Below are 23845 nucleotides of genomic sequence, written 5' to 3'. Positions count from 1 at the left end.
ACCACCGAGGTTATCTCCGTGCTAAAGGCTTGTCTTATGTCATTGTTAACACAATCCATTGTTCAGAACCATTTATTGGAACGACTACCGGTTAGCGAACAAAACGAACTGCTGCAACACTGTGAAAAAGTGAAGCTTACCTTTGGTGAGGAGTTATGCCTGCCCGATCAACCCTATCAGTATCTGTACTTTCCTCTGGATGGTTTTGTTTCTCTGGTAACCAAGGTGGCTGGCCATACACCGCTGGAGATCGGGCTTATTGGCAACGAAGGTATGCTAGGGGTAACCTTGGTACTGGATATTGACACTGTCCCGATACAGGCCGTGGTTCAAGGTAATGGCATGGCCTGGCGTATTGAAGCAAAAGCCTTACAACAGGTCCTGAAAAATTGCCCGCAACTGCGACGTTGTTTGCAGCAGTACCTCTTTGTGCTATTACAACAATTAGCCTTAAACGCCGGCTGTGCGCATTTTCATTTGTTGGAGCAGCGCTTGGCGCGCTGGCTATTAATGAGTCAGGACAGAGCCCACAGCGAGCAACTGCAACTAACACATCAGTTTCTGGCACAAATGTTAGGGGTAAGGCGTAGTGGCGTAACCGTAGCCGCCAGCGTGATGCAACGCCAGCAGCTAATAAGCTATACCCGGGGAGAGATCAAAATTCTGAACCGCGCAGCCCTGTTAACTCAAAGCTGCCAATGCTATCAATTAAGCCTTAACAGCTATAATGCTGCTCTTGGCGACTTAAAACCAACGCCAGCCGAGGAAGTAGCGCCAGCCCCATAGCCAAGCAAGACCTGGTAGCAGTGAAAAGCCGGATGCAACGCTTGCATCCGTTGCCGCAGGCTCGTGCGGCTTAGTCTCAAGAGCCTGCTTTTGTAAGGTTAAACCGACAGCAAAGCCAGTGAGCCCGCCCAACAATAACGCTTGCGGCGAACTAAGTGAACGCCTAAGTGCCAAACGACATTGTCGGAACTGACCACTAAGCTGCTGTTTACGCAGCGGAATACGCTGTTCTAACTGGTGTATTTGCTGATTGAGCTGCCGCCATTGCCCTGCTTTCATTCTGCAACCTCATCGTTGTTAGCTTGCAAACTTTTTAGCGTAGCGGGAAAGCGCAGTAAACGGCTGTAATAGCGCAAGCGCCATCGTACCAGCCCTAGCCCACAAAGGTTTACCAGAATAAGCGACAGGATCGCATACGTGGCGTTGATACCCGTTTGCAACATCAGTAATACCAGCAATGCCTGACCGCAAAACCACAGCGTTAGTAGGAGTAAACTGCTTAATAAACCCAGCATTAACACCGCAACCATACTCAGAGCAACTCGCTCACCTTCCAGCGTAAACAATTGCAGTTGCTCAACGGCCAGCGCCGCCAGTTGTTGCCACAATGCCTGAACACTGTCGCCAACTGACGGCTCATCTGCTGCTTCGGCGGCCTGTCCGGCCGCCGAAGACGTTTCTTTTATCATTTCGGTGCAGTATGACTGCGGCTAAACCACCAGCTCAGCAGCACACCGGAGGCAATTGCAACACCTAGTGATAACAGTGGTTTTTCACGCACCTGACAGCGACAACGCTCACTAAAATGTTGTTTTAGTTCGCTAAGTTTTGCACTGCCGTTGGCGACGGCTTCAGCTGCATGATGCGCGCCACCGGCCATTTTATCTACGGTACTGTGAGCACCAGCAGTGACCTGCTCAAGTGCCGGTGCAACTGCGCCAGAGGCACTATCAATCACTTTATGTATGCTGTCGGAAGCCGCATCTACGCCGCGTGTAAATGTTTTATTGCCTAAGTTTGCTTCGATTGGCTTTTGCATTGTAACCTCAGTGAAAATCAAGCATCAGCGAAATTGCCACTGCTATAGGGTTATTATCCAAGCTTTCGTTAGCGTTATCTGTACGCCAGCACGCATAGCAACGCACTTAGTGAGAATAACAATTTCCGCCCTGACGCTTAGCCCTGTACATGGCGCTATCTGCTTTACTGACTAAGCTGGTAAAGCAAGTACCATCCTCTGGGAATAGTGCGATGCCAATACTGGCGGAGAGTGCCAACTGATGCCCATCTACCGTATAAACACGGGATAACGTTTGTAGCAGCTTTTCAGCAATAACGCAGACGGCTTGACAATCTGTGACCTCGGGCAGCAACAGGAGAAACTCATCGCCACCCTGTCGACTTAGCGTATCACTGGCACGAATCATTTGATGTAATCTACTGACAACCTGTTGCAGCACCTTATCGCCCAGCACATGACCATACCGATCATTGATTGGTTTGAAATGGTCTAAATCAATAAATAGCAACGCAAATATCTGCTGCCGCCGGGCATTGGCATTAATAATTTGTTGGATGCGATCCTGCATAACACGGCGGTTTGGCGCCCCCGTTAATTCATCATACTGAGCGATACATTTCTGTCTGAGTAAAGCCTGGGTAATACCGGCATTAACGGCATCGGCCTGAGCTAACGCTAAGAGTAGTAGCTGATTAATCTGCCGTAGCTTCCTTTGCTCATCTAGTAATTGTTGCTGCTTAGTCAAGGCCTTACAGCAGATCGACTCTCGACCTGCTAGCCTTCTATCGGTTTGTAACTCTAGTATGGCAGAGGGGTACAAAGGAAGGTTAGTCTTCACTGATAAGCCTCATTTGCTGATACGCCGACGCCAGACAAGCCAATACCATCGCTGAGTTGAGCAACCCACCCACGATGGCTGGCATCTATACCTAAGCTAGCAAGGCGTTAAAAGGTCAGTTTGTCTGACAAGACACTCTTTACACCACGGACATTTTGCGCCAGCTCCACGGCCAGCGCTTGCTCTACCCCACTATCTACCTTACCGGTAAGCGTAACAACACCGGCATTGGTCGTAACAGAGATATCAGAGCTTGCAACATTGCTGGAATACATATAGGTCGATTTCACCTTAGTGGTAATCCAACTATCGGCAATAATACTGCTATTTTCCGCTGTTTGGGCTTTATCACTTATCTTGAGTTGATTATCCACCGCGCGTACACCATCGGTATTTTTTGCAAGCTTCTCCGCCTGTTGCTTCGCCTGGCTGGACGCCACAGTGCCACTTAGCTGCACCTTGCCATTATGCGTTACCACTTTGGTATCCATACCTTCAGTGTGCTTACTCCATAACAGCTTGGATTTTACTGCGGTGGTAATGGTCGCATCGTCAATAACATCGCCATAACTGCGGCTGTTTGCCTTAGGCGTTGCGGTATAATCTGCATCAACAATAATTTGATTATCAACCTTCTCAATACCTGTCACACCGGCAGCAATCTCACCCGCCAGCTCTTTGTGTACATCTTCTGCCACGTGCCCGGTTAAGGTTGCTTTACCTGCTGTCACACTGACACTCAGCTCGTTTGCCCGCAAATAGGGGCTTAACGCATAGGTTGTCCAAATTTGTGCTTCCTGCCTGGCATTGGCGATGCTGCTAGTGGTATCGGTTTTCTGTGCAGTTTCTGCGGCATAGCAGGCAGTGCTGCCTAATACTAATGAGATTGCGCTTACCAGCAATAATTTATGGCCATAAATATTCATAATTGTGTCCTTTTTAGTGCATCATAAAGAGGGCGCTGATTGCCATAACGCGCACGCAACGCCACGAATAATCAAGCCATGTTGCACTTAGCTAAAAAAGCCTTAACTTGTTTTTCGGCTACCTGGCGCTCAATAGCATAACGCTGCTGTACCAGACCGGTAAGTTGTTGCGAATTACCATCACTTTTCAGTAACTCTGCTTCACTTAACTTACTCCACTCATGTTTTGCTGCTTTGACCTGCAAATCCCATTTGCCTTTTACTTTGATCGCATCGCTGGATTGCAGAGCAGGTTTTACCGACGTAAACTTGCTGTCGGCTTGTTTTTTATCAGCAGGAAGATTCCGATCGGCTTTGTCAGTAGCTTTATGCGTTTGTGGTTTCATAGTAGCCTCGGCTAAAACTTAGCAACACGCGAAATTACGTATTGTTAGTAAAACTACTATAGAAAGGAATTATTGTTGTTTCGGTGCGGTAGCGCGCATACCAACACTTATTTACATCAACATCTATTTTGCTTACATAGCGCAAAACAAAACCCTCTGCCTTAGGTAAAAGGTAAAGGGTCACTGATTGCTAGTTTGATAGAGCAGGTTTTAGAAAAGCGTATAAATCAGCCCAGCGAGCGCCGATTGTTGACTGGCTACTATCAGCCCACCTAATAACGCCAACACCACTATAATTGGCAGTAACCAAAGCTTTTTACGTACCCGTAAAAACGCCCATAAATCGGTTAAAAATTCGCGCATTAAAAAGGGTTCTCCAAATCTTTAGCTGTAGGTGCTTTGTCGGGTGTTTGCCAGTAGCTGGCGGCTTTTGGCGTGCGTTGATATTGCAACTTACCGGCGAGCCGCAATACCAAACCTATAGGCAACATTAAAACATAAAACACCAAGCCCAGCAGGAGACGGGTGTTAAGCCACCCCATCATCGCAGCAAACGCCATCCATAATCGATAGGGGTAGTAAAGCCCTCTTGGGTAGATAGCAGCGAATAACAGCAAGATTGCCGCAAGATAAAATGGCCAGAGCGGCCATGGCCAACTAAATAACCAAGGTAATAACAGACCAAATAATAAGGGAATAGCTATTGCCATTTGCCAACCAAATTGGCGCAAGGCTTTTACATCGGTTTTGGCTAATAATTGCATGCTCATCCTACCGTTACTTTAGGCTTATCGCGCTTAATCCGCAGCAAAATAGCGTTGCCGTGCCTGCGCCAACTTTGCTGGATCTTGCGCCTCTTTACTTAATACGTAGTTCCCTAACACCAAATAGTCCATATCGGTTGCCCAAAATCCCTGCAACGCATCGAGTGGGCTGCATACCGGCGGCTCGCCACGCACATTAAAGGAGGTGTTAATTAATACCGGCGTGCCCGTTAGTGTATAGAAGCTTTGAAGTAATTGATAAAAGCGGGGGTTCGTTTGCTGGCAAACGGTTTGTACCCTGGCGCTATAATCAACATGGGTAATGGCCGGTAAAACCGAGCGTTGCAGGGCTTGCTGGGCTAAACCTGATAACGCGGGATCTGTTGGCAAACAACAACGCTGTTGTAACTGTGCCACCAGCAGCATATAAGGGCTAGGCGTGGCCAGTGCAAAATAATGCTCGGCTTGCTCAACCAGCACCGCCGGGGCAAAAGGCCGGAATGATTCACGCTGTTTAATTTTTAGGTTAAGTACACTTTGCATGGTTGGGCTGCGGGCATCGCCTAAAATAGAGCGATTACCCAGCGCCCTTGGCCCAAATTCCATTCGCCCCTGAAACCAGCCCACCACTTTGCCCTCAGCCAATAAGCGGGCTACCTCAGGGTAAAGCTCGGCAGCAGCCAACTGCTGGTAAGGAGCCTGCTGCTCTTCAAGCACCTTGACGATCTCTGCCTCGCTATAAGCTGGCCCCAGATAAGCGCCTTGCATCTGATCGTGTTGCTCATCACAGTGTCGTTCTTGGGCATAATATTGATGCCAGGCCAATAAAGCCGCACCTAAAGCGCCACCGGCATCACCAGCCGCTGGCTGGATCCAAATTTCCGGAAAAGGCCCTTCGCGCAGCAAGCGACCATTCGCTACACAATTTAGCGCTACGCCACCGGCTAAACAAAGCTTGGTTGCGTTGGTTAGTTGCTTGGCATGCTGTGCAATCTTTAGCACAATCTCTTCTGTTACTTGCTGGACAGAAGCGGCCATATCCAGGTAATGCTGGCTGGGCGTGGCATCCGCCGCCAGGGCGGGCGCGCCAAACAGTTGCTCAAACTTGTTACTAATCATCCGCGAGCCAACCGGATAGGCAAAGTAAGCCATATTTAAGGCAAAGCTGCCATCAGCCTTAACCTCGATCAGTTCACGGTAAATCATCTCAACAAAGCGGGGCTTACCATAAGGCGCCAGCCCCATTAATTTGTACTCGCCAGAATTAACTTTAAAACCGCAGTAGTAAGTAAAGGCAGAATAAAACAGCCCCAGCGAGTGCGGAAAATGTAACTCGGTCAGCGGCGTTAATTGCCGGCCGTTGCCATGCCAAATCGTTGATGTCGCCCACTCGCCTACCCCATCTAAACAAATTACCGCCGCCTCCTGATAAGGGCTGGCATAAAACGCGGATGCGGCATGCGCCTGATGATGCTGACTAAACAGTAAGGTGGGTAATGTTGTTTTGCTATCTAGGCCGGCTAGGCTGCGCAACTCTCGGCGTAACACCGTTTTTAAGTACAGTTTTTCTTTCAGCCAAATGGGCATCGCCGCCAAAAACGAGCGAAAGCCACGCGGTGTATGGGCTAAATAGGTTTCTAATAGACGCTCAAATTTTAAAAAGGGTTTGTCGTAAAAGACAATGGCCGATAACTGCTGCAGGCTGATACCGGCCTGCGCCAAACAGTAGCGAATAGCCTCGGCAGGAAAAGCCGCATCGTGTTTTTGGCGGCTGAAGCGTTCCTGTTGCGCAGCCGCAACAATGCAACCGTCTTGTAGCAAACAAGCGGCACTATCATGGTAATAGCAGGAGATCCCTAAGATATAGCGCATAGTTGTCTTGGTATTATTTTTATCTGGTTAACTTAACCTGATTTCGCCCTTGGCGATAGATCTAAATCAGCAAAATCTTGCTGCCAAACAAGGCTTAAGGTAACGTAGTTTCATTATTACCAGCTTCGGCATGATGCATTTGATGGTTAAGAAAAAACCCCCGCTACTGTTCTATATTATAGCGTTACTGATCCCTCTACTTACGCTCCTGGCCGTAGAGGGATTGTTGCGTTTAAGCCCATTTTATAAACAGTATCCGATGTTTGTAGCCGCCCCTGCTATGCCTGGATATTTACAAACCAATCCTGAGTTAATTAAACGCTACTTTGCCAATCCTGGGCAAGCGCCGGATCTTGCTATCGACACCCAGTATATTCTGGCAGAAAAACCGCCAGGGCAGATCCGTGTTGTGCTGCAAGGCGGCTCCAGCGCTGCTGGCTTTCCATATGGTCGCTTTGGCTCACCTGCTGCTATGTTACAACAACGCTTAAAACGGCTTTACCCTGAACACGATATTCTGGTTATTAATACCGCCATGTCGGCGGTAAACTCTTATACTTTACGGGATCTTAGTGCAGATATTCTGGCTATCAAACCCGATTTAGTCATTATCTACGCCGGGCATAATGAGTATTTGGGTATTATGGGTGTTGGCTCTGCCTTGCTAGGTACCGGCAGCCAAACCAGCAAATGGCTTTATCTTCAACTGCGGCAGCTAGCTCTTTTTCAGTTTGGGCAACAATTGTGGGGTTTGTTTAGCAGCGCTGACAACGCCCTACCCGCCAATGAACGTACTATGATGGCACGCATTGCTGCCGAGCAACATATTGAGCTGGATAGCCCGCTGTATCAGGCTGGCATAAAACAGTTTCAGGCCAATATGCAGGCGCTGGCTCGCACCTATCAGCAGGCTGGCGTACCTTTAATCTTTAGCACCCTGGCCAGTAACGAGCGCCAGGCCCCCTTTGTTTCCAGCAAAACAGCGCTAACCGTACCAGAGGACGCTACCGCAGCAATAGCGGTGTTACAGCAAGCCTTGCAACAAGATAACCGTGTGGCCAGCTGGCACTTTCAGCTGGCGGAATTACTACTCGCAGCAGGCAAACGCGACAGTGCACGACAGCATTTTCAGTTAGCTCGCGAGCATGATTTATTGCGTTTTCGAGCGCCAATGGCCATTAATCAGCAACTAAGCGCTTTGGCCGCCGCCTATAACTTGAGCTTGGTGGATAGCGAACAGGCGCTACGCCAAGCCACTAAAGATGGCATTATTGGTTATGACCTGATGCTGGAGCATTTACATCCTAATGCCCGCGGCTATTTTTTATTGGCAGAAAGCTGGTTACCTGCAGTTAAGTCTTATATTGGCGCTACAGCCGCCGCCGTAACCACAGAGCAAGCTTGGGCAGACATCCCGCTAACACCTACAGATCTGCTTTTAGCTGAGTATAAAATTAAACAACTCACGGCAGATTACCCCTTTGTTAGCCGCCCGCAACAGGTGAGTTTTGGGCCACAAAACACGCTAGAGCAACAGCTAGCCTGGCAACGCACGCAGGGCCTAAGTTGGCTGGAAAGCTCTAAGCAACTACTGACGCATTATCAACAACAACAGCAACCGGCGCAGGCCGCCAAGGTTGCGGCACTATTGTTCGATGCCTTACCGAATCACGCCAATAGCGCCTTTGTCGCCGGCCAATTATATTTTGATAGCAAAGATCTCGCGCTAGCGGCTTATTATCAGCAGCGCGCAGTAGCACTGGCACCTGATGAGCTGTTATACCGCTTAATGTTAGCCCGTACTTACTATTTTTCCGACCGTTGGCCCGAGGCACTGCAGCAAGTAGAACAAGTACTAGCGCGCGATCCAAACCATGCGGTGGCACTGCGCCAACAGGCGCAATTAACGCAACAAATGCAGCAGGCCGGGCAATAGTCTTTGCAAGACCAAAAATTAACAGAACAGCGAGCAAACCCTATGAAACTCTGGTTATTCCGAATTATTGCCATAAGCTTGCCGTTACTGTTATTAGTGCTGATAGAATTTAGCTTGCGCTGGCTATTCCCGGCCGAGCCCTTACCCCTGTTTAAAAGCAACCCGGCGAATCCGGCTTATCTGGTTACCGAATCACAGATTGTTAAGCGCTATTTTCCACAGGGCGCTCAGGTACCCAGGGTAGAACTCGAACCCAGCTTTGTCTTACAACAAAAGCCGGCAGATGGTATTCGTCTGGTGGTGCAAGGCGGCTCTACCGCAGCGGGTTATCCCTACGGCATGGGCGCGGCGCTAGCCGGTATGCTGGAGCAACGTTTGCGTCGCACCTTTCCAGAGCGGCCGGTGGAAGTGGTGAACACTGCCTTATCAGCGGTAAATAGTTACACCCTGCTCGATTTTGCTGACGAGATTATTGCGCTTAAGCCTGATGCTGTGCTGATTTATGCCGGTCACAACGAGTACCTCGGATTACTTGGCGTGGGCTCTAATTATTTAGCGGCGACCTCGCCCCGCGTTACCCGTTGGCTACTTAGCTTACGAAAATTGCGCAGTTTCCAGCTGTTAGAACAGGCTTATCAAAAACTTAGCCCCTTACCAGAAACTAGCAGTGGTAATAGCCGCACCTTTATGGCGCAGGTGGCGCGGGATAAAAACATTAGCCTGGACTCGCCGACATTTCAGGCGGGCATTCAGCAGTTTAATGGCAATATGCGCCGCTTGTTAGCTCGCTATCAGGCAGCAGGTATTCCGGTTTATATCAGTACTGTGGTCAGTAATCTAGCCGATCAGCCGCCCTTTCAAAGCCTGCCGTTAAACGCTAGCCAGCAACAGCAATTGCAGCAACTGAACAGCCTTAGCCAACCCGCGCAGCAACAGCAAATTGCCAATGCCTTAGCGCAAGAGGCCGCTAACAGCGGCCATGCGCTACTGCATTATCAATTAGGGCAATGGTATCGGCAGCAAGGGCAAAGCGATCTCGCCAAGCAACAACTTGCACAGGCCCGCGAGCATGACTTATTACGTTTTCGCGCGCCACTTGCCATAAACGACCAAATTAAAGCGTTAGCTAAACAGCATGCCGCCATCTTAGTGGATAGCGAAGCGGCCTTTATCGCCAATTCGCCACAAGGGCTGGTGGGTAACAGCCTGATGCTGGAGCATTTACACCCCAATGTGCAGGGCTATTTTTTATTGGCCGACAGCTTTTACCGGGCGCTCTATCAGCAGCAAGCCTTTAGCTCTTGGCCAAACCCAGTGCCGGCGGATATTGCCTGGCAAGAACGGCCATTAACTCCAGCCGAAGAACATGCCGGTTATTTGCGGATTTTACAATTAACGGCGGATTACCCCTTTAAAGCTGCCCCCGAGCCGGTACAGTTTCCCGAACCGACTGCTTATAGCGAACAATTGGCGTTGGCGCATGTGCAGGGCAAGTTAGATTGGCTTAGCATGCAAAGCCAGTTGGTACAGTATTATCACCAGCAACGTAATGGCGATATGCTACTAAAAACCTTACTGATTATCGCCGACGCCCTACCGCATAATGGTCAGGCGAACCTGCAAGCCGCACAAATTTTGCTGCAAGCGGGCCGTAAAGGTGAAGCCAAGCATTATTTACAACGGGCGCTGCGCACCCATCCAGCCCCACCGGAAGCGCAGCGGTTAATACAAACACTTTAACACTATAGCAGTTTAATAGCGGCCCCCTAATCAACCGCAAACAGAGACCAGGTTTGCAGCTAAAGCACAAACTTAGGTGTTGCTTTGCTGCAAAGCTCCGGCTTAATGCAATACCGACAGCCGGTGCTGAAAACGGGCAATAAAAAAAGCTGCAGGATTACTGCAGCTTTTTTCGTTATGGCTTAATAGCCTGACTTACTTAGTCTTTCTTGGTAACCGTAAGCTCTGGCTCTTCGGTGAAGGTGGCGTCTAACAAAAAGTTGTAGGTCGCCGTTTCAGCAAAGTCCATCCGCAAATTGTCATTGCTTGGCGCAATAATCAACGGCACACCTGCAGTTACGGTATTACCCGCTGGCCCGGCGCCCATATTTACCGTCGCCCAATCACTGGAAGCCACTTTAAATTCATAGCTACCGGCCGTAATACTAATATCTACGCTATATAAGTTTGCACCTACATAACTAAAGGCATCGGCCTCACCCCAACCGTTCATACCGCCGCGCAAGAACACCGTAGTTGGGCCATAAGGCACATACTCTGTTACCGTTAAGGTTGGTGCCTCAGCATTATTGGCGTCTAAGGTAAACACATATGAAGAGGTTTTAGCGATATCAATGCGCAGATTATCATTGCTGTTAGCAATAACCAGTGGCTGGCCAACAACAACTTGGTTACCTGCCGCTGCCGCACCCATATTTACCGTAGCCCAGTCGCTGGAAGCGACTTTAAACTCATAGCTGCCTTCTTCGATATTAATGGTTGCAGTGTAAATACCTGCACCATCATAACTAAAGGCATCGGCTTCGCCCCAACCGTTAAAGCCGCCACGTACAAACACATCTGTAGCCGCATAAGGTGGAATATCGGGTGCGCCCAGGGTCGCATCGGCGGCTAAACCAGCGCCCTGCATGCCCATTTGTGGTTTAACAAACACCGCAATACTTTGCGCGGGTACGGTAAAGGTACCGGCATTATCGCCAGCCCTAAAACTAGCGCTACGCACTAAAGAATCAACCGAGGCCTGCTGGATGGGGTGTAAATCAAAGCCCGCTGCAGTTGGTACTGTGTGCGATTGCTCCTGATTGGTACCGTTAATCATCACTACTATGGCATCATGCTGCGGATCAAGATCCGTTAAACCTACGCCATCGTCGATACTCATCACGATAACGCCTTGTTGCTGAGTACGACCAATATTGTGGAAACCCACCCGGTCAATAACCGCCTGACCACTGGTTAACCTAAATAATGGACTGCTGCTACGAATACTTAAAAACTCGGCAAATACCTCAGCGGCAAACTGAATATCCTGACTAGCCGCCTTAGTTTCACGGTTTAAGAATAAGCGGGCAATACTTTCCCAGTTAGCTTCATTCTTCTCTGCTAGCGGCAAGCCTACTGCCCAGTTATTGGTTTGATAGGTGAAATCAACATAGTTAAACCAATCGCCTGAATCATAGCTGTCGCGATCCATTGATTTTGAACGCAGGAAGTCGCCACCTAACTGTAAGAATGGAATACCCTGGCTCATTAGCGGAATGGCGATGGAGATATTTTGCGCTCTTACCCGCTCTGCGAGTGTCATGCTCTCCGGCAATTTAGCTTGTAGGTTGTCCCACAATGTTTCGTTATCATGCTTAGACACATAGTTGATAATGTCCGCCGGGGTTTCCGCATAACCAGCCGCTTGACCATTCCAGTTAGCACTTACCGCAGGACCGGTAATATCGCGGTAATTTTTAAAGACGAAGTCTTTTAAGGTTCCCGCTAAACTGATACGGACGATGTCTTGCTGTGCCAGGTTACCATCGTTATTGACACCGCTAAACAAGGCAGCGCTGCGCACCCCTTCGCGAATACGATCGTTAAAGGTACCAATACCAGTACCGGCCATATCTTGTTGTTTGGCTTGGGTAAATAGACGGTTGTTGGCTACTTCGCCAAAGTTCCAGCCTTCACCGTAAAAGTAAGTATTAGGATCAATCGCCTGCACCGCTTCGCGGGCCGCTAAAATACCTTCTTTTGGATGATGCCCCATAATATCAAAGCGGAAATCATTAAAGCCAAAGTCCCGCGCCAGAATCACTAAAGAATCTTTGATAAATTTATCAAACATCTTATGTTCCGTTGCGGTATTTTCGCAGCAGGTAGAGCGCTCGATATTACCCGTAGTCTCGCTGTAGCGATGGTAATAACCCGGTACCAGTTTATCAAACACCGAGTTGTCGAATAAGCCAGAGCTACTGGTATGGTTATAAACCACGTCCAGTGCCACCCGCAGCCCCATATCATTTAGGGCTTTGATCATCGCTCTAACTTCTTTAACCCGGGCAATACCTTCCGGGTTAGAAGCATAACTGCCTTCTACCGCAATAAAGTGGTGCGGATCGTAACCCCAGTTAAAACCATCGATGCTGCGCATAGCTTGCACCAACGCCTGGGCTTTTGATTCATACGGCAGGTAGCTTTTCAGTACCGATTCGATAGTAGCATTAGCGTTTTCAATGCCACAAACCGGCGCTTGCGCGTTTAATTGGCATAAGCGGCCAATGGTATCGGTTAAGTTAATACGGCGGCTGGCATCTTCATTAATGTTGGCCTGATCATTTAATGGCAGTACGTGGAAATGGGTCAGACCATTTTCAGCAAGCTTTCTTAAATGGCGCACCGGCGCCGTATCCGCTTCCGCAAAGGCCAGATACTTACCACGATGCTGCGCCGGCGTGCTTTGATCGCGAATACTGAAATCACGCACATGACCTTCATAGATCACGATATCTGTTGGGTTGGCCACCACCGGCACCACCCGAGCATCCCAACCGGCAGGCTTGGTATCCTCGTCGGCTAAATCGACAAACTGGCTATAGCGGCCATTAGTAGACACATTTACCGAGTAGGGATCGGTTGCTTCGGTCATTTCTACTTTACGGGTTAACGGATGATAGACCTCTGCGGCAAAACGGTAGAACTGCCGATCTAAGGCGCTGCGCGCACCGGTGTAGTGCCAAACGCCCGTTTCAGCATTTAGCGTCATCGCATGGGTATTGGTTAAGGCTTTGCTGGCATTATAAACCTTCAGCTGCATACTGCGGGCCGTTGGTGCCCATACAGCAACCTTAATGTTGCTGCCCTCATAACTGATGCCTAAAGTTTCAGCCAGGGCGCTGTTATCACCCTTGGCATAAAGATCATCTAGCACCTTCGCTACTTGCACATAAGAAGCACTAATCAACTCGTTATCACTGTTATAGGCAGCAAGGGCTAATTGGTTCTTCGCCATGGCCTTAGCATCACCTGCTGTAAAATCAGCACTAAAAGCCGCAGCATTACTTAAATGTGGCACCAACGCCCGCTGTTGCTCGTCTAACTCAACAGGCGTTAACTCAATACTGCTACCACCTTCTATTTGATCGTTATTATTTACCGTCAAACCGGCACTGGCTGAATAAAATAACTTAACGACAGGAGCGGTATCGGCAACCGGCGTATTCCAAACAAAGGTATTGGTATCTAACCAGTGCGCAGAAGCGCCTTGAATGCTGACGCCTAAAGAAACAATCGGAAATTCATAAATGCTGGTGATACCTGAGAATACCCAATTCATGCGAGCAAAGTCTGGATCGTCTTGTGATAACGGCATTTGCATATCCGGGCCAGGATCTTTACCTGCATCGTCGGTGCCGATATGGATAATAAAGTTACCACAGGCGCCTTCGGTGCCCGCGTAGCCGGGCTTTAAGTTTAAAATCCAGTAAGCGCCATAGTTTGGATCAATACCATTGAACTGCAGGCCATTGTCCCAAGACGGGGCTACTGATGAGGGTAAATACGCATCACAAGTTTCATTATTCCAGGTATGTAAACGATAACCTTCATAGGCGCCATCCTGCGGTCTTTTATAAAACAGCACCGCCTGATCGACACCAGCAACAACAACAGGTGCCGGCGCGTCAGGATCCTTGCCCACCTGACAACCATCATTAGTGGCATTAGGGAACTGCCCGGTTGGGCAGGAAAACGGTGGTGGATCAATACAGGCCGAATTGGTCGGATTAGGAATTTGCGGCAGGGTACAAGTGAGTAACGAGGTACCTGGACTGGTAGAGTCACCACCACCACATCCGTATAATAAGCTCGCCGCTAAGGCAAGCCCGCTCAGTTTGAGCATTTTAAGCAGATTTAACATTATGTGCTTACTCCAAAATTATGCTTGTCTGACCTGGAGCCAACTTACAAAAACAAGTCAGCCCGGGTCTTAATGAGTTCAGTTAGAATGAATACACTGCACCTAAGAAATACTGACGCCCAAAGTATTGCAGCGTGCCCGTCATGGCTTGTTGGCCAAAGTAACTCTTAGTGGGTTCATCCGTTAGGTTATTAACCTGAAACAACATTTTAAGGTTGTCGTTAAACTGATAACCAAATTGGAAATCCAACACTAACTCGCTATCAAAGTTGGTAATTTGCTCATTAATCCCGACCTGGCTAGACACAAAAGGCGAACGATAGCGGGCGTTTATGCGGGTATCTATCCCCTCATACTCCCAAAAAACCGTAGCATTAATCACGTTCTTGGATAGACCTTCAAAACTGGTTTCAAAAGGCTCGCCACCTAAACTATTAATTAACGATACTTCGCTTTCGGTATAGGAGTAGCTGAGCTGCGCTCCCAAGCCTGACAGAGCGCCAGGTAATTCTTTAAATACCTGAGTCCAGGCGATCTCAGCCCCCCGGATATAACCCCCATTACTGTTATTGACCGCAGTAAATAACGAGCCATTGCGGGTAGCTACTGGCACCCCAGACTCAATATCAGGAATAATAAAATCAGGCACCGGGAAACCTGCGCCTTTAAAATCAAACTCAGGTAACACATCGTCCTGAATAAAGGATTGAATATCTTTATAAAACAGTGCTAACGCTACTGCGCCCGTTCCAAAATAATATTCAAGCGAAACATCGTACTGATTGGCTTCAAATGGACGTAAGAAAGGACTATTGGAACTATTGCCTGTTATCTCACCGGTATCGCTAATATTAAAAGATGTGACAGAGGCTAACCGATTAATCGGAGCCCGTGACATGACTTTGGCAGAGGCAAAACGCAGTTGCCATTCCTCTGTCAAAGCTAAATTCAAATTCAGGCTAGGCAAATGTTTAGTGTACTTATCACCCACTATATCAAACGCATAACGGGTATTAATTAAGCCGGCCTGGTCAGCAATATTTTGCGCGCCGCGCAAAGGATCGCCACCGACATCTGACAAGTTGGTGGCGCTTTGATCGGTAGTTACCCGTCGCACACCTAAGTTGCCCGTTAACGGCAACCCAAACAGCTCGGTATCCAGATTTACCATCACGTAACTTGCCAGTACATCTTCATAAACACGGCCACTTTCTAACACCGACCAGGGAGTATTGACGTTAGAGTTGGGGTCACCATTGATAACATCGGGGTTACCCGCTCCCCAGGATTGCACAGGCTGTGGCACACCTTGTGGAAACCAGGCAGCCAGGGCTTTATCCAGATCTACCGCTAAATAACTCGGGTAAGCGGCAAAATCACCTTTAAAATTGACCACTTTGGTCATGTCATTCGTTAAACGTAATGGTGGCTGTGAGCTTAAGAAAGCACCGTCACTACCATATTCAAACACTGAGCGATCGTTCGAATAACGGCGCGCTGAATAACGCACACCCATTTCTAAAGAGCGTAACAACGGCAGTTCTAAGTCAAAGCTCAGATCAAGCCTTGCTGCATTAACTTCATCTGAATTTACAAACGGATAGATACCATATTTGCTCACCATTAAACGGTTTACATCCGAAAATGCCGCGGCCTGACTTAAACCAACAGCCGGTAAATTCATACCATTTAACAAATAGTTGATTGAAACATTAGGATCTAACACCGGGTTTGCAACCGTCGCATCCTCTGCTACAAGAGCCCACAATAGACCATTACGGAAATCACTGCTGGCGCGCGAATGCGAGACATCAAATACCAGATTAACCCTATCGTTGATATCCCAGTCCGCTTTTACGCCATAACTATGCACTTCATCGTAGTCGCGGTTGTCATCATTGACCACTTCTACCCGGGTAAAGCCGTTGCGAGCTTTGCCTATATTGCCGCCAATCACTGATGAGCCGTTATAAATAGGATTTGAAATGTTGGCGGTAGCCCCTTCGAACTTAACGCGGAAACCGCGGGCAAAGGCCTCTTTATCAAACTTAGAGATAAACACATCACCTTTTAGGCTAAAGGCGTCATGCGGTTGCCACTCCAGCGAACCTAGATAGCCATTACGGGTTTCCTCACCGCCTAAATGCTGAATTTCAAAACCTTCGCTAATATATTCGGGCCGGTTGTCGTTATTGAGGTCTCGGCTCACGTTATAAGCAAAACCGATAAACTGGGTTGCCACGCTTGGCTGATACAGACGGGCATAACCTAAAGCCACGCCAAGGGTGTCATCCAGATATTTGCCCTGATAAGACAAACTAAAACGATGCCCCATCTCTTCACCATCTGGCACTTCATTGGCTCTGTCGTTAAACATGCCACGTAAATTAGCGGTAAAAGTATGCTGCTGTTGATTACTTAATACACTGGCCGTTTGCAGCTCTACAGTACCGGCTACCCCCCCCTCAATCAAAGATGCTTTGGGTGACTTGTAAACCGCAGCAGAATTAATTAACTCAGAAGGGTATTGATCAAACTCAATATTACGCTTGCCGCTGGTTGATACCTGCTCGCGGCCGTTTAGCGTAGAAAAAACGAAGCCACCCGACATACCGCGAATATTGATCTCGGCAGCCTGACCTCCGGTGCGAACTGCCGAAATACCAGGAAGTCGTGTTAAGGCATCGGCGATCGAAACATCAGGTAAGGCTCCCAAATCATCTGCTGAAATAGTTTCCGATACCACATCGCCAAAACGCTTGGAGTCCAGTGAACGAAATAAGCTTTGAGCAAAGCCCCGAACCTGTATTACCTCGACCTGCTCTTCGGTGGTGGGTTCGTTTTGTTGTTGTTGCGCCAACCCCTGCGAGCTGGTGCCTGCCGCTAGCATAGCTAACGACAGCAGACTAAGCCTAAACATAGTCATACCTTTTTTCCCCGTCTTTGTGTTTATTGTGCTTACGCCAGCTAGCCTGCGCTAAAAGGTGCAAATTATTTGTTATCTGTTTAGTTATTAACCGGAATGGTTTTTTTCGCAATATGAATACGTATTCACAAGCCTATTGATGGTGCAAAGACTCATCAGGCAGCGTCTTTTTGGTGCAAACAATATTTTGCGTATAAGCGGCTTTGCAGCGCTCTTCGGGAATGCTATTTTGTGTTCTTGTTGAATTAAGTCGTCGTGGAGCTTTTTCTTGAACCTTGCTTTTGGCAAACAGGCCGTTTTTGTGCGTAATCTTGAGCAATTGCTGGCACATTTTTACCATCCACACCATGTCTGCTATTACGCTATGGCGCAGGAGTTCTTTAACCAGCAGCAGCAACAGCAACAAGCGCTCGATCTGGCTGAACAGAGCTGGCAAAAAGCTCAACATGAGCACGCCAAAGCAGAATTACTGCAAAAAGCACGTAAGACCTTTACCGATTTACAGTACGAAGATGAAAAACATCGAGTGGAACGCTGGACGGCTTTACGCCAACTGGCAGAAAATTTGCTGCAACTTAGCGAAGGCCTTCAGCCGTCTGAAACCTTGACTCTTAGTGCGCGCTTGTTTGGTAGTTTATTGATCACTGCCCTGGGTAAAAAACGGAAAACGGCGTTGTTAGAATATGCGTACAAACCCTGCTACCGCGCCTTATTAACACTGCGATTATTAGATGACTTGCTACAGCACAATATTATTAAAGAACCGCAATGGCGGTTGTGGCACCAGCAGCGTAACTTTAATGAACCAGAAAATTGCCCTTATCGCCAACAATTACAGCTGCCTCTTGTTATGGCATGTATTATTCAGCATATAGGGCAGCTAAACCTAAACGCTCAGAGCATCTTAGCCAAACAAGATAGTGCCAATCAAACAGAGCGGGCCTTGAGTGCAGCGGAGCGAGAGCAGTATTTAGCTTTTAGTCAGCAGGGGTGTATTGACTTTTTGCGGTTCGGTTTGGGGGATCTCCCGTATCGTGGCAATCATCGCGAACAGCGCGCGCAACACCAACAACAACAGCAGCAACTGGTCGCGTTGCTAAATCGCTTTATCACAGCGCCAGCAAATACTCTAATTGGCAGTTTATTTAAGGTGCCTCAAGCCTATACTTCTGTGATATTGCCAGGGCGGAGTCGTTATAACTATGACGCCTTACCCAAAGCCCCGTTACTGCTTAGAGAGGCGGTAAGGCGTACTGAGTATGATGGTCGGTTAGTCGACCGGATTTTTAGGATACTGGGGTTGTTTCCTCAGGGCTATGGTGTTGTTTATACCCCGCTGGGCGATGATGGGAAACCGCAACTAAGATACGAGTTCGCCATAGTCAATAGCCTATACCCGGAGAAGCCTGAACAACCGGGCTGCCGAGTGGTAAGTCGGAATCAGCATTATCGTAATACTGGCTATAATATTCACTTAAGCACTGAACTAAATTTATACTTTAAACCAGCACGTGACCGGTTAAAAACCTTGCCTGAAAAGCGCTTGCGCGAGCTGTTAAACGTGTTGTACCAAGATGGTGATGCGCAATATGCCCGAAAATTACTGCCACACTGCTGGCAACCTGATAATTTTTTCAGTCTGGCCGAAAATCAGAATTTATGGCACAGCGCTGAGCAGCGGCAGAATTAGCAAAGCCCTGACGGTTTGAGCAACGGCCAAGGCAGATACATTATCGTCACGGGCGCAACGTTAACTCGCCATAATTCGTCTTAAAAATTCATCATGACTGGGCAACTTAGCTAAAGGCTCTTGTTTAATACGACGGATCCCCTCTAGCATCTCTCTAAGTTGCTGTCCTTCAAAGTTATTGGCCATTGGATGGTAATCTTTCGGTTCTATACCTTGGCCAATCATCACCTGCAACCAAGAACTTTCCAGGAATAAATCGTTCTGGTCGCGGAACAAGGCTCCATTTTCTCTGAAAATAGCGATTTTATGCCGTAAACTATCTGGGATAGTAAGTTGCTGCAAATCACGCCAGAACTGGCTATCCTGGCGCTGATTCACATGATAATGCAGCACTAAAAAGTCGCGTATTTGGGTAAACTCAACTTCTGATTGCTTGTTGTATTCGGCTTGTAACCCAGCCGTGTTGCCGTGATGCGGGAACAGCTGAATTAATCTTACAATACCAGACTGGATTAAATGAATACTGGTTGACTCCAGCGGCTCAAGAAAGCCACTAGACAAACCGATACTCACCACATTGCGATACCACTGCTTACGCCGCCGCCCCGTTTTAAAACGGATCACGCGCGGTTCAGCCAAAGCCTTACTATCAAGATTTGACATCAACAGATCGGCTGCTTGCTGCTCACTATAGTGGGCACTACTGAACACTAAACCGTTGCCATTGCGATGCTGTAAGGGTATCCGCCATTGCCAGCCTGCGCTGTGGGCAATAGAACGAGTGTAAGGAAGGGTGTGCTCAAAACGTTCTGAAGGAACGGCAACTGCACGATCGCAAGGTAATAAATGACTCCAATCATCAAAGCCGGTATTCAAGGTGTCTTGAATGAGCAAACCTTTAAACCCTGAACAATCAATAAACAAATCAGCGCTAACTATTTTTGCCCCTTCCAGCACTAAATGTTTAACATCACCATTGGTGTACTGTTCGACACTGACAACTTTACCCTCAGTCCGAACTACGCCCATTCGCTCGCTATAAGTACGTAAAAAACGTGCATATAAACCGGCGTCAAAATGGTAGGCATAAGGTAGTTCTAAGATGGCATCTTTGCTGTTAATCGGTGCAAATTTACCGGCAAGTGCGCAAAGATAATTAAGATCGTATTCCCATAGACTGGGCTGCTCACCAAATTTTTTAGCCCGTTGCCACAAATGGTGAAAATGGCAGAAAGCTAAGCTGCGGCCTGGGGCACCAAAGGTATGAAAATAACTCTCTCCTTGGGTCTTCCAGTTTTCGAATTTGATTGCCAGCTTTACTGTAGCCTTGGTCTCCCGGAAAAAATCAGCCTCACTGATACCCAATACCTGATTAACCAAGCGAATGGGGGGGATAGTCGCTTCACCTACGCCTACTGTGCCGATATCATCCGATTCAACTAACTCTAGTTCGATCGCACTACCTAACACTTTTTTCAGTAACGCAGCTGCTAGCCAACCTGCCGTACCACCACCAAGAATAACAACCTTTTTAACAGCGTTCATGCCTTGCACCTTAGAAAACCCGGCCATAAGGCCGGGCTAATGCGTTAAAGGTAACCATTACCACTCTGCCACAGCAGAGTCGTCAGCCAAGTTAGAACTTATAGTTCAAGCCAAGCATATAGTTGGTACCAAAACTTTGGAACAGCGTGATCTGACGCGGATCAGAACCATTCGTCTGCACCGTCTTCTCATTGGTTATATTTTGTACTTGCAGCGTTACCCGTAAGCCCGATAACCAATCAATATTCGATTCGGTAAAATCGTAACCAATCTGCGCATCCCATAGCTCGGCACCACGGTCTACAACAGAATCTAACGCCAAGCTTAAGCCTCTGGTTTCTGTTAAGAAGGCATCACGCTTGGTTCCTGAAATACGGAACTCAAAACCCGCATATTCATAATAGGCGGTTAGGGAGTATATTTCTTCCGATAGACCTGGAATACGCTGACCATCGCTTAACTCTCCATCCATAAAGGTGGCGCTGGCAACAATACCAAAACCATATAACGACGGATGAAGGATTTCAAAAGGTACACTGGCTTGTAACTCATAACCACGAACAAAACCGGTTAAACCATCAGATACCACTGACAAACCACCCACAAATAAGGCTGGCGGCTGGAAGCCTGTTTCTTCTGATGAACGGTGAAAACCCGGAATATAAAATTCTGAGAAATCTGTTAAGACCGTTTCACTACGGTGCCAGTTGGTTAAATCTTTATAGAAGAAACTGGCAGCGAAGTAACCATTATCGTGATAATAGTTTTCATAAGATAAATCAAACTGATTTGCCTCAAGTGGCTTCAGACCAGTATTACCGGAATTACCGCCCCAAGGACTATTTTCAGGGTTAGTGCTCAGCACATTCGAGTCATTAAACTGGAAGGTTACCTGAGAATTCGGACGCATTTGGTCCATACGTGGCCGGCTCTGCACCTTTGACAATGAGGTACGCACATATTGCCGATTTGCCACCTCAACACTCACGTTTAAGCTAGGCAACACATCGGTGTACTTCGCATCACCAGATGCATTTAGAGCATTAGTAAAGCCTTGAGCGTTAGAGAAGGTATTATAACCAACACCACTCTGATCAGCCTGTACTATCCGCACCCCCACATTACCCTGCACTGGCATGTCGGAAATTTCAGTATTGATTTGCAGTAGACCATATAAGCTGGTTAGGGTTTCTGAAATCTTGTAAGTGTCACCAAAACGACCATTTTCCAGTAAAGCGGCATCAGTCTCGATATAAAAACCGCTGTTATAAAGCGCCAAGCTGTCATAGGCCAATACACCTGGAATACCAACGAAACTTAAGTCAGCTACGCCCAGTATGTTAGGAATAGCACCTGCAGAAGGCCAGGTATTGGCGGTTAAGAAAGCGCCTTTATTATTTTTGGTTTTAGAGCGTTTTTGGTAACTTACGCCGATCTCAGCACCAGTAAAAATACCCCAGTCAACTTCACCATCAAAACTTAAACTAACGCTATCTAACCCTTCAGAGAATACAGGTTGGTTTACAAAACCATCTTGCGCCGTATCAGGACCAAAGCCAGGAACGCCTTGGAAACGTTGAACTGGATTTAATGCACCACCCCAGCCTTGTGGACCCGCTAACAGTATTAAGCTCGGATCAGTTAAATCTACAGGTGCGATAGTTGGGTGGTTACTGTAACGAACACCGTTAGGCGTCATCTGCCAAGCACGTGCGGTAAGAGGGCGGTTTGCTGTACCAGCACGCCCAACACCAGAATAACTTTCAACATCAGTAATGGTTTTGTCTACTTTACCGGTTGACAGATCGAGGTTGGCAGTCCAGTAATCATTGATCTGATAATCAAGATTCACGCCATAGGTTTTCAATTTTGCATCTTGGCGACGCGAATCGTTGCGAACAACAGAATAAAAACCATCATGGAAACCAGAGGTCACTAAACCGTTTTCAACGCCAGTGATGGTGTAGGCACCTGTGCCCCACTCAGCGCCACCTTCCTCTAAACCACGACGCACATCTTGTTCAGTAAAGTCGATATACAAACCATCAAATTTTACAACGAGTCGATCATTCACAGCATACTCAACAATAGCGGCTATCGCATCACGCTCTAACATAGCTGAACGCGTAAATGAATCATGACCACCCAAAACCACAGTACCCGCAGGCACAGTTACGCCAGGTGCAGCACGATCCGGATTAGCGTCGGCATAACCCCAGCCACGGAACTGCTGTTCCTGACGTGGAGTTTCCATTGAAGAGACAACAAAGGCCAGGCCAAGCTTGTCATCAAGAAACTTATCTACAAAGTTAAAGGAAATACGATGTCCGTTGTTGTCATAATCGGGGTTGCCAGAGTCCTCAGCATTTTTTTCTAAGTTTAAATTTACTGCTCGAGTTGCTTCAGCTCGTAGTGGCGAAACGGTTTCCAAGTTAACGGTGCCACCAATGCCCTGCGCCACTAAAGATGCGTCTGGCGTTTTATATACAATGGCTGTTGACACAATTTCTGATGGGTATAAATCGTACTCAACGCCACGATTGTCACCCATCCCTAACAGCTCGCGACCATTTAACGAGGTTCCCACATAGTTTTCGTTAAAACCACGGACAGATAAACCACTGGTACGACCGTTACGACGCTCACCTGCCAAACCAGGAAGACGCGCCAGCGATTCTGCAATACTCGTATCAGGCAATTTACCGATATCTTCAGCTGACAACACTTCGACAACTGAGCTTTCACTCATTTTTACCGCTTGTGCACGCTGCAACGAACCACGAAAACCCGTTACAGAAATGACTTCTATAGCTTCTTCTTGTGCCTGTTGTGTTTGCGCATCAGCCGTTTCCTGCGCGAAAACCATTGAGCTGGTACCTGCCGCTGCTAATGCTAATGTCAGCATGCTAAGTTTAAATTTATTCATAACCCTATCTACCCCGGTCTGTTGTTGTTTTGCTACTGCAAATCCGTAAGTCTTGCTGAAAATGCTCAGCTTCGGTTTCGCCATGCTCATTTATTAAACTTATTCGTTCGCCAGCTCAATATGAATACGTATTCATAGCAAAAAAGACGCACAAACAGGGTGCAAAACATGACCAACCTGCACTATCGTTGTGCATACTGAGCTAAAACGCCGAAATAGCAAACATAGGCGCGGCCATTAAAGAACTACAGCCAAAGATTGCACCAAAAAAACTGCATACGTATGCAGCATGTTTCCTATTTG

17 protein-coding genes are annotated in these 23845 nt (G+C 47.7%); 4 read left to right on the top strand and 13 right to left on the bottom strand.

Translation table 11 applies throughout. The annotated features are described in order from the left end of the window. Nucleotides 1-36: 36 nt before the first annotated feature. Entirely contained in the window at nucleotides 37-786 is a 750-nt protein-coding gene (locus IE163_RS01465; protein WP_189429384.1) for a Crp/Fnr family transcriptional regulator, read from the top strand. Here IE163_RS01465 and IE163_RS01460 read toward each other — a convergent pair. From IE163_RS01460 to IE163_RS01420, 9 genes are all read right to left on the bottom strand, one after another. After that, a complete protein-coding gene (locus IE163_RS01460; protein ID WP_189429382.1) occupies nucleotides 745-1065 on the bottom strand; it encodes a hypothetical protein in 321 nt (106 codons plus the stop codon). The genes IE163_RS01465 and IE163_RS01460 overlap by 42 nt on opposite strands. Further along, a complete protein-coding gene (locus IE163_RS01455; protein WP_189429381.1) occupies nucleotides 1062-1475 on the bottom strand; it encodes a hypothetical protein in 414 nt (137 codons plus the stop codon). The genes IE163_RS01460 and IE163_RS01455 overlap by 4 nt, the downstream gene beginning before the upstream one ends. Continuing rightward, nucleotides 1472-1825: a hypothetical protein gene (locus IE163_RS17695; protein ID WP_229833392.1), complete on the bottom strand. Its 354-nt coding sequence runs from the start codon at nucleotides 1823-1825 to the stop codon at nucleotides 1472-1474. Before IE163_RS17695 ends, IE163_RS01455 begins: the two co-directional genes overlap by 4 nt. Nucleotides 1826-1931: 106 nt before the next feature. Next, nucleotides 1932-2645 carry a GGDEF domain-containing protein gene (locus IE163_RS01445; protein WP_189429379.1) on the bottom strand — a complete coding sequence of 238 codons (714 nt, stop codon included), beginning with the start codon at nucleotides 2643-2645 and terminating at the stop codon, nucleotides 1932-1934. A gap of 107 nt (nucleotides 2646-2752) precedes the next feature. Next, complete coding sequence (locus IE163_RS01440) at nucleotides 2753-3571, bottom strand: BON domain-containing protein (RefSeq protein ID WP_189429377.1); 819 nt, start codon at nucleotides 3569-3571, stop codon at nucleotides 2753-2755. A 71-nt stretch (nucleotides 3572-3642) separates the two neighbouring features. Then, nucleotides 3643-3957, bottom strand: coding sequence for a CsbD family protein (locus IE163_RS01435; RefSeq protein WP_229833391.1), 315 nt, complete (start codon nucleotides 3955-3957; stop codon nucleotides 3643-3645). Between the two features lie 210 nt (nucleotides 3958-4167). After that, nucleotides 4168-4320, bottom strand: a complete 153-nt coding sequence (locus IE163_RS01430; protein ID WP_189429376.1) for a DUF5989 family protein — start codon at nucleotides 4318-4320, stop codon at nucleotides 4168-4170. Beyond that, nucleotides 4320-4721 carry an SxtJ family membrane protein gene (locus IE163_RS01425; protein ID WP_229833390.1) on the bottom strand — a complete coding sequence of 134 codons (402 nt, stop codon included), beginning with the start codon at nucleotides 4719-4721 and terminating at the stop codon, nucleotides 4320-4322. The genes IE163_RS01430 and IE163_RS01425 overlap by 1 nt, the downstream gene beginning before the upstream one ends. 33 nt (nucleotides 4722-4754) lie before the next feature. Further along, on the bottom strand, nucleotides 4755-6593 hold the full coding sequence (locus IE163_RS01420; RefSeq protein WP_189429372.1) for a carbamoyltransferase family protein: 1839 nt from the start codon (nucleotides 6591-6593) through the stop codon (nucleotides 4755-4757). 142 nt (nucleotides 6594-6735) lie between these two features. Between IE163_RS01420 and IE163_RS01415 the strand changes: the two genes are divergently transcribed. Both IE163_RS01415 and IE163_RS01410 read left to right on the top strand, forming a co-directional pair. Then, entirely contained in the window at nucleotides 6736-8529 is a 1794-nt protein-coding gene (locus tag IE163_RS01415) for a tetratricopeptide repeat protein (protein ID WP_229833389.1), read from the top strand. A gap of 42 nt (nucleotides 8530-8571) precedes the next feature. Further along, the gene (locus IE163_RS01410) at nucleotides 8572-10269 is read left to right on the top strand and encodes an SGNH/GDSL hydrolase family protein (protein WP_189429368.1); all 1698 of its coding nucleotides are present in this window, start codon (nucleotides 8572-8574) and stop codon (nucleotides 10267-10269) included. A gap of 199 nt (nucleotides 10270-10468) precedes the next feature. On the opposite strand, the gene IE163_RS01405 is transcribed toward IE163_RS01410, so the two are convergent. Both IE163_RS01405 and IE163_RS01400 read right to left on the bottom strand, forming a co-directional pair. Beyond that, complete coding sequence (locus tag IE163_RS01405; protein ID WP_189429366.1) at nucleotides 10469-14455, bottom strand: alpha-1,6-glucosidase domain-containing protein; 3987 nt, start codon at nucleotides 14453-14455, stop codon at nucleotides 10469-10471. Between the two features lie 82 nt (nucleotides 14456-14537). Further along, the gene (locus IE163_RS01400; RefSeq protein ID WP_189429364.1) at nucleotides 14538-17381 is read right to left on the bottom strand and encodes a TonB-dependent receptor; all 2844 of its coding nucleotides are present in this window, start codon (nucleotides 17379-17381) and stop codon (nucleotides 14538-14540) included. Between the two features lie 268 nt (nucleotides 17382-17649). On the opposite strand from IE163_RS01400, the gene IE163_RS01395 reads away from it, so the two are divergent. Next, on the top strand, nucleotides 17650-19071 hold the full coding sequence (locus IE163_RS01395) for a hypothetical protein (protein ID WP_189429362.1): 1422 nt from the start codon (nucleotides 17650-17652) through the stop codon (nucleotides 19069-19071). 60 nt (nucleotides 19072-19131) lie between these two features. Here the strand turns inward: IE163_RS01395 and IE163_RS01390 are convergent, their stop codons facing one another. Beyond that, entirely contained in the window at nucleotides 19132-20616 is a 1485-nt protein-coding gene (locus tag IE163_RS01390) for a tryptophan halogenase family protein (RefSeq protein WP_189429360.1), read from the bottom strand. Nucleotides 20617-20707: 91 nt separating this feature from the next. Next, complete coding sequence (locus tag IE163_RS01385) at nucleotides 20708-23542, bottom strand: TonB-dependent receptor (protein WP_189429358.1); 2835 nt, start codon at nucleotides 23540-23542, stop codon at nucleotides 20708-20710. Nucleotides 23543-23845 lie beyond the last annotated feature (303 nt).

This window comes from Alishewanella longhuensis (genome assembly GCF_014653435.1).
Classification (GTDB): Bacteria; Pseudomonadota; Gammaproteobacteria; order Enterobacterales; family Alteromonadaceae; genus Alishewanella; species Alishewanella longhuensis.
This window is presented reverse-complemented; position numbering and strand designations above follow the sequence as displayed.